Raw genomic sequence first — 8,847 nt, 5'->3', positions numbered from 1 at the left:
AAGAAAAATTGACTGGTATGAGTCCGGTTCAATACCGAATTCATACCAGCCAATTAGCTGGGTAATCTACGTACAACTTTTAGGGCGCACCTCAGAAGTGTTTAATCTCGAGAAATAAGAAGGCATTCACGAAAATTGCTCTCAAATTTTTGTGAATTTCAGCTTATTTCCGAAGGGATTGCTTCTGCTCCCACCGTTTATTCGGATTCCAAGTGAGTGGGATATGACTCGAAGAGTTATGTCCCACTCACTTTTTTGTATATAAAAATTTGGACAGCTTAGGAATAGGTATAGTTGATCAAGGTGTTTTTTACTGTGACATATATGCCGCTACGGTGATGCATAATGCAAAATATTGTCTGTTGCATTGTTCATCAATACAATAAAAAAACAAAATTTTCATTGTAAAAAAAGAACAAATTAAAGTATAGTGGTAATAACTAGGAGAATGAAGGAGAGGATCACCAATCATGAAGCATCGGATCGAAAAGGATTCTATGGGGGAAATTCAAGTACCTGAGAGTGCTCTTTGGGGAGCGCAGACAGAACGCAGCCGCCAAAATTTTGATATTGGGACAGAAAAAATGCCGTATACACTGATTTCTGCTTTGGCTCTGGTAAAGAAAAGTGCGGCTAAAGCAAATGAAGCAACTGGCAAACTACCAAGCGCTATTAGCCAAGCAATCCAGCAAGCTGCAGATAGGATTATTGCTGGAGAAGTCAATGAACACTTTCCTTTGTCTATTTGGCAAACGGGTAGTGGGACTCAAACAAATATGAATGTGAACGAAGTGATTGCGCACATAGCAGCAAACAATGGTGTAATCGTTCATCCTAATGATCATGTCAATATGTCTCAAAGTTCAAATGATGTTTTCCCAACGGCAATCCATGTAGCTGCCACACTGTTCATTGAACGAGAGTTGTTTCCTGTCATCGATCAAATGATTGCGACCTTACAAATGCTTGAAGCTGATAATGAACAGGTGATCAAAATCGGGCGTACACATTTACAAGATGCCACCCCAGTCACCTTTGCACAGGAAATCAGCGGCTGGCGTTCAGGATTTGAGCATACCAAAAAAATGCTTGAACTTAGCTTAAGTGAACTAAAACAATTAGCTATTGGTGGAACCGCAGTGGGCACAGGGTTAAATGCTTCAAAAGAATATATCGATTTCTTTGTCCAATATTTAAATGAAGAGACCTTTGTTTCTTTTTCGCAAGATCCAAATACGTTTCATGCACTTTCCAGTAAGGATGCGCTAGTCTTTACTTCTGGTGCATTGAAAGCTTTAGCTGCGAATGCGATGAAAATGGCTAATGATATTCGCTGGATGGCAAGTGGTCCTCGCAGCGGCCTTGGAGAGATTACGATTCCTGCTAACGAGCCTGGAAGTTCGATCATGCCTGGAAAAATTAATCCGACACAATGTGAAGCATTAACGATGATTGCGATCCAAGTCATAGGGAACGATACAACGATCGGTCTTGGTGCCTCTCAAGGAAATTTTGAATTAAATGTATTTATGCCGGTAATGGCGTATAATTTGATTCAGAGTATCGAGCTTTTGACCGATGGCTTACGTTCCTTTGAAAAGCATTGTTTAAGCGGTATTCAAGCCAATCAGGAAAGAATGCATCACTATGTTGAGCAATCTTTGATGCTGATCACAGCTTTAAATCCTCATATCGGTTATGACAATGGCGCAAAGATCGCTAAAAAGGCCTTTGAGGAAAAGACAACATTAAAACAAGCAGCGCTGGCAACTGGACTGTTGACAGAATCAGAGTATGATCAATGGGTCAAACCAGAATCGATGTTAGGAAAATGAACATGATTTGATATAGCTAGAGATTGAGGGGAGTAAAAAAAATGACAGATATCTATGAAAAAGCATTGAAGGCGCATGAACAATGGCGAGGAAAAATCGATATTCATTCAAAAGTTGAGGTGAATACTAAAGAGGACCTATCTTTAGCGTATACACCAGGTGTTGCTGAGCCTTGTAGAAAAATTCATGAAACACCGAATAAAATCTATGACTATACATGGAAAGGCAATACAGTAGCGGTTGTAACAGATGGAACAGCTGTATTAGGTTTGGGAGACATTGGACCTAAGGCAGCATTACCTGTCATGGAAGGGAAAGCATTGTTGTTTAAAGAATTTGCTGATATAGATGCTATCCCCATTTGTCTAGATACCAAAGATCCTAAAGAAATTATTCAAATCATCAAAGCAATGGCGCCAACGTTTGGCGGCATTAATCTAGAAGATATTTCTGCACCACGATGTGTTGAAATCGAACGAGCATTGATTGAAGAGTTGGATATCCCTGTGTTTCATGATGATCAGCATGGAACGGCAATCGTTACGATCGCAGCATTGATCAATGCTTTAAAAATCGTTCATAAAAAAGTAGACGAGATCAAAGTAGTAGTTTCTGGTACAGGAGCCGCTGGTAGTGCGATTATAAAAATGCTTCATCATTTTGGTGTAAAACATATGATTGCTTTTAATATCGATGGCGCATTAAGCAAGAAATCCGCACGTTCTTTAGACTTTTTAGAAAAAGAAATCGCCGATATTACAAACGCAGAGGATTTTCAAGGCACCATGGCTGAAGCGCTAGTTGGAGCGGACGTCTTTATTGGGGTCTCTGCGCCGAAACTTGTGTCAAAAGAGATGGTCGCATCTATGAACAAAGGAGCGATCGTATTTCCAATGGCGAATCCTGAATCCGAGATTGATTATCAGGATGCAATCGATGCCGGAGCGGCTGTCGTTGGAACTGGTCGTTCAGATCATCCAAACCAAATCAATAACGTGCTGGCTTTTCCTGGTCTTTTTAAAGGGGCGTTTGTAGCAGGAGCCACTAAAATAACTGAAAACATGAAACTTGCAGCGGCACAAGCAATCGCAGAGATCATTCCTGAATCAGAATTAACGAGTGAATATATTATTCCTTCGCCATTCAATCAGGACTTGGTGGAAATTATTATTCAAAAGGTAGCTGAAGCAGCAGTTACCGATGGCGTTATTCGACAATAAAAAAGTAATACGCAATCAGTATTTATATAGTAACAATTATGATAGATAGAACAAGAGGCTTGTCTTTTTGTTCTATCTTTTTATTCTAATTAAAAATTAATCTAAAAATTATTGAATTTTAATTGTAAGGGTTTGCAATAAAGGTTATGCTCTTCTTGTACGTACAGGCACTTGTACGTACAAGAAAAATATAGTATAACTAAGGAGTGAAGGAAAAAATGACTTACAACCAAGATGAATTGAAAAATTTGCTGACAGCGGTAGGCGGCAAGGAAAATATCCAATCACTTACCCATTGTGTTACTAGATTACGTTTTAGGTTACTTGATGAAAGCAAGGTAGATAAAAAAGCAATCGAAGCTCTTTCTTTTCAAAAAGGTCAAGTATCGCAAGGCGGGCAGTATCAAGTAATTATTGGACCAGATGTTGAAAAAGTATATACAGAATTCAATCAAGTTAATCAAATCGATACTGATAGGCAGAAGTCTGTTAAAGTTGTTAACTTGAAAAAAGAAGGAAATATCATTCAACGTTTGTTAGGATCTTTATCGGATATCTTTATTCCATTATTACCTGCAATTATTGCCGGCGGTCTTATTTTAGGAATTCGCAATATCATTGGAGATGTTGATTTTGGTGGTGGAACGGTTGCTTCTAAAAGTATATTTTGGAATGGCATTTACGAAATGCTTTGGCTTCCTGGTCAAGCAATTTTTCACTTTTTGCCAGTTGGAATCACTTGGTCTGTAACAAAAAAATTAGGAACCAGTCAAATTTTAGGAATCGTCTTAGGGTTGACAATGATTTCTCCACAATTATTACCACCCGCACAAATAGGTGTTGGAGAACTATTATATTGGGATCTAGGGTTCACTCAAATTGCTCGAATTGGTTATCAAAGTCAAGTCATTCCAGCCGTTCTTTCAGCCTTAGCATTAGCGTATTTAGAAAAAGGATTGAAGAAGATCATTCCAGCGGTAGTATCAATGATTTTTGTACCTGTTTTATCACTGCTTGCTGCTATTTTTCTGACAAATACGATCATTGGTCCATTTGGGCGCATGATCGGGGATGGCATTGGTAATTTTGTTGGTGGAGCAATTACAGGTCCATATGCAATTATTGTTGCTTTTGTTTTCGGTTTGCTTTATGCTCCCATTGTTATGACGGGTGTCCACTACGTTTTTCAAGCAGTCAATTTACAGTTGATTGCTACGTTAGGTGCAACCCCGTTGTTTCCGTTAGTTGCTTTGAGTAATATTGCTCAAGCTTCTTCTTCACTGGCGATTGCTGTATTTAATAAAAAAGTGAAAGAACGTGAGGTTTCTATTCCGGCGACTATTTCTGGTTACTTAGGCGTAACAGAGCCAGCAATGTATGGAGTCAATCTTCGCTTTAAATTTCCATTTTATTGTTCCATGATTGGAGGCGCATTTGCTACAGCATTTGCTACAGCTTTTGGTGTATTGGCTAATTCTATCGGTGTTGGCGGATTGCCGGCGATTTTAAGTATTCAGCCTAAATATTGGGTTCCTTTTACATTAGCGATGGTGATTGCGGTGGTTGTTCCATTTGTTTTAACAGCGATTGTTTATAAGAAAAAAGAAAAAAATGGAGAATTTATTGAAGAAGAGCAATTAGAAAAAGATGTTACAGAAGTCATTGATTCACTATAAAGAAAAGATAGAGAAGTAGGAGGAGTTTATATGCGTGTATTATTAATAGACATAGATTCTATGCGACCTGACCATTTAGGATGTTATGGTTATCATCGAAAAACATCGCCTAATATTGATCGTATTGCTGATGATGGGATGCGATTTGAAAATTATTATTGCTCAGATGCCCCATGTTTACCTTCAAGAACAGCTTTGATGTCCGGTCGTTTTGGTATCCATACTGGCGTGGTCAATCATGGTGGTTTAGCCGCTGATTTTAGACCGGAAGGGATCAAGCGTGATATGCAGGACAAATTATCTACAGAAAGTTTACCGGCTATTTTTAGAAAAGCTGGAATGCGTTCTGTATTGATCAGTCCTTTTGCTGAGAGGCATTCTACTTGGAACTTCTACGCTGGGTTTAGTGAAATCTATAACACAGGAAAACGCGGACGTGAATCAGCAGAAGAAATCAGTCCAACTGTTTTTGACTGGTTGGATCGAAATAGTGATGAAGATGATTGGTTCTTGTATGTGAATTATTGGGACCCTCATACTCCCTATCGTGCGCCTAAAGAATATGGTAATCCTTTTGAAAATGAGCCCCTAGATCCATTTTTTACAGAAGAATTATTTGAAAAACATGTAAAAGCAGTTGGACCGCATACGTCTCAGGAGTTGTACTCTTATCATTCGAATCCAAAACCGGGAATGCCTCGTGCTTTGGGCAAATTAACCAATTTCGAAGATCTAAGAACCTTTATTGATGGGTATGACATCGGTATTCATTACGTAGATGCTCATATTGGACGAATCGTTGACTATTTAAAAGAAAAAGGAATCTATGAAGATACTGCAATCATCGTAACAGCAGATCATGGTGAAAATTTAGGCGAATTGGCGATTTATGCAGAGCACGCAACAGCAGATAATGCTACAACTAATATCCCTTTTATCATGAAGTGGCCTGGGGTAGCTAAGAAAACAGTAAACACTGGACTACATTATTCTTTGGACTTATGTCCAACGTTAGCAGATTTATTAGACCTGCCTAAGTCAGATTACTGGGATGGTGAAAGCTATATTGAAAGTTTGAAAAATGAAGGAGCACCTGGTCGCTCAGAGTTGATTATTGGTCAGTTGGCTCATGTTTGTCAACGGTCTGTTCGATTTGATAACTGGTTATATACAAGAACGTATCATGACGGTTATTTTCTTTTTCCAAAAGATATGCTATTTGATTTAGAAAATGATCCTCATGAGTGTAACAATTTAGCACAAGAACATCCAGAAATTGTTCGTGAAGCTGTTTATCGATTAAATAATTGGCATGATGACATGATGAAGTCTATGGATTATGATGTTGATCCGTTGTGGACAGTGATGCTTGAGGGCGGTCCTCATCATGCAAAAGGACATTTGCCGAAATATATTCAACGATTAGAAGAAACTGGTCGAGGAGGAGCTGCTGTGGAAGAATTGAAGAGGCGTCATCCACGTGAATTTGAATAAGAAGATAAGAACGTTATTCCTCTAAGAGTGTAAGAATCGTTCGTTCCATTTTTGTTGAAAGATGTAAAGAGATAAGAGCAGAGACAGAGAAAAAGGTAATGATCCTTGAAAAAGGTGAAACGTTGCTTTTTTCTCGCCGTCTACTCGATTTGGAAGTTAAAGGAAACCCATTCATTCCTGCTTATCTGTTTAAATGAAAGAGGTCGAGAAACAATGAAGTCAATCTCAGTTTTAATTAAACCGGCATCATCTATTTGCAATTTAAGATGCAGTTATTGTTTTTATGCTGATGTCAGTAGTATGAGAGAAGTCCGTTCCTTTGGTAAGATGAAAAAAGAGAACATGGAGAAGATGATCGCTAATATTTACGCTGATTTAGAGGAGGGCGATACAATTAAGTTTGCTTTTCAAGGTGGGGAGCCGACAATGATAGGGCTGGCTTATTTTGAAAATTTTGTTACATATGTCAAAAAGCAAGAAAAAAAAGTAACCGTAGAATATATTATCCAAACCAATGGAACTTTGATTAATGATCGTTGGTGCAAATTTCTAAAGGAAAACGATTTTTTAGTCGGTTTATCGATCGATAGCAACGAAAAATTTCATGATAGAAATCGGGTAGATTACAAGCAACGAGGTACGTATAGACGTGTTATGCAGACGAAGAAAAATTTTGATACATATGAAATCCCTTATAATGTTCTTTGTGTTTTGACTGAGCAAATTGCTAAAAAGCCATATGAATCCTTTCGCTTTTTACTTGATCAAAAAATTGATTATGTTCAATTTATTCCTTGTATGGATGATTTTGATACAATTAAACGCGGACTGTATGGCGTACAGCCGCAAACCTTTGCTAAATTTTACAAAAAAATATTTCGTCTTTGGAAAACTGAATATGAAGCAGGACATTATATAAGTATCAAACTTTTTGATGACATATCTAACCTATTCAACTATAATTTTGTTGGGGCCTGTGGTTTAACAGGGAAATGTCAAATTCAATACGTAATCGAAGCAGACGGTAGTGTATATCCATGTGATTTTTATGTAACAGATGAGTTTAAGATGGGCAATATTTTTGAACGGACTCTTCGTGAAATTTTCAATGAGTCTTCCATTCCAAAACGATTTATCTGTTTACGAAAAGAGCTGCCGAAAAAATGTGCCCAGTGTCCATTTTTAGCTGCTTGTGGTGGCGGTTGCAAGCGGATGGAAAATCATATGTACGTCGATGCGGACAATGACTTTTGCGGCTATCAAGAAGTATTGAAAGATACGGTCCCTTATTTCACAAAGAAGGGATAGATAAGTTTAAATGAATAAATTCTATTTTATTCGAATGGATATTATTAACAGTATTTCTTATGGTGAATATCAAGAAGGCGACTTTTTACCGAGTGAAAACCAGCTCTGCAAAAAGTATCAAGTCTCTCGTGATACAGTTAGGAAATCATTACGGTTATTAGAAGAAGACGGCTATATTCAAAAAATAATGGGCAAAGGATCTCGTGTGTTACCTTTACCAAAACAATTTGATGAAACGGCGACTTCGGGGTTGCTTTCTTTTGCAGAACTGGATGCAACCAATGCGACTGGGTATATCACAAAGGTGATTTCTATTGAGGACGAAAAAATTCCTGAAGAGCTTATTATAAAAGGGGATTATCCAGAAGAAGCAGCAACTAAACTGACTCGAGTTCGTGTTATCGATCAAGTACCGACGATTTTAGATATAGATTATTTGGTAAAAGATATTGTTCCAGTTTTTGAAGAGAAAGATGTGGAAAAATCGTTGTATTTATATTTGGAAGATGTTTTAGGGTTGGATATTAGCTATGGAAATAAGGAGATTACCATTGGTAAAGCGAATGCCCAAGACAGTGAGTTACTTGGAATCAGCGAAGGAGACAGTGTTGCGGTCATTGTCAACAATGTATTTCTTTCTGATACCCGCTTATTGCAGGTAACAGTCTCTAAACATCGAGAAGACACATTCAAATTTAGTCAATTTACGAGAAGGAAAAAGATAAAAGAATAGAACCAATGCTTGATTTTAAGAAAAGTGAGTGGGAAATAACTCTTCGAGTCATATTCCACTCACTTGGAATCCGAATAAACGACGGGAGTAGAAGCAATCTTATCGGAAATAAGCTGAAATTGCTGTAAAACACAACAAGGAACGAGTTGCTGCTTTCTCGTCAAAGACTCGCCGCAGATAGACATTGTTGCACAGTACTTACTACACTGTGTTTCGATCTTATCACTCTCTAAGTGTCAAAGACACTAAGAATTGAAGGACTTGGTTCTCGAGATTCAACACTTCTGTCCATCCTCTTTTTCATAAAATAAGTATGGGCTATAAAAATGACTTTTTAAAAAGAGACTGAGACATAACTCTATGAGTTACAATCTAGTCACTTAGAATCCGAATAAACGGTGGAAGCAGAAACAACCCCTTCGGAAATAAGCTGAAATTCACAAAAATTTGAAGAACAATTTTCGTGAATTCCAGCTTATTTCTTGGGGTTAAACGTTTCTGAGGTGCGCCCTAAAAGTTGTACGTAGATTACCCAGCTAATTGGCTGGTATGAATTCGGTATTGAACCGGACTCATACCAG

At 38.0% G+C, this 8,847-nt stretch carries 6 protein-coding genes; all 6 read left to right on the top strand.

The window, feature by feature from the left end:
- Positions 1-470 precede the first annotated feature (470 nt).
- Positions 471-1,835 carry a class II fumarate hydratase gene (fumC, locus tag BCR25_RS10370; protein ID WP_069663540.1) on the top strand — a complete coding sequence of 455 codons (1,365 nt, stop codon included), beginning with the start codon at positions 471-473 and terminating at the stop codon, positions 1,833-1,835.
- A gap of 41 nt (positions 1,836-1,876) precedes the next feature.
- Complete coding sequence (locus BCR25_RS10365; protein WP_069663539.1) at positions 1,877-3,055, top strand: NAD(P)-dependent malic enzyme; 1,179 nt, start codon at positions 1,877-1,879, stop codon at positions 3,053-3,055.
- A gap of 218 nt (positions 3,056-3,273) precedes the next feature.
- Positions 3,274-4,731 carry a PTS trehalose transporter subunit IIBC gene (gene treB, locus BCR25_RS10360; RefSeq protein ID WP_069663538.1) on the top strand — a complete coding sequence of 486 codons (1,458 nt, stop codon included), beginning with the start codon at positions 3,274-3,276 and terminating at the stop codon, positions 4,729-4,731.
- A 30-nt stretch (positions 4,732-4,761) separates the two neighbouring features.
- On the top strand, positions 4,762-6,225 hold the full coding sequence (locus tag BCR25_RS10355) for a sulfatase family protein (protein WP_069663537.1): 1,464 nt from the start codon (positions 4,762-4,764) through the stop codon (positions 6,223-6,225).
- 213 nt (positions 6,226-6,438) lie between these two features.
- Positions 6,439-7,533 carry a radical SAM/SPASM domain-containing protein gene (locus BCR25_RS10350; RefSeq protein ID WP_069663536.1) on the top strand — a complete coding sequence of 365 codons (1,095 nt, stop codon included), beginning with the start codon at positions 6,439-6,441 and terminating at the stop codon, positions 7,531-7,533.
- A 10-nt stretch (positions 7,534-7,543) separates the two neighbouring features.
- Positions 7,544-8,266, top strand: coding sequence for a trehalose operon repressor (gene treR / locus BCR25_RS10345; protein ID WP_069663535.1), 723 nt, complete (start codon positions 7,544-7,546; stop codon positions 8,264-8,266).
- The last annotated feature ends 581 nt before the right edge of the window (positions 8,267-8,847 follow it).

The organism is Enterococcus termitis, from assembly GCF_001730305.1.
GTDB lineage: Bacteria > Bacillota > Bacilli > Lactobacillales > Enterococcaceae > Enterococcus_L > Enterococcus_L termitis.
Note: the sequence above shows the minus strand (reverse complement) of the source record. Positions and strands in the feature narration are given on the sequence as shown.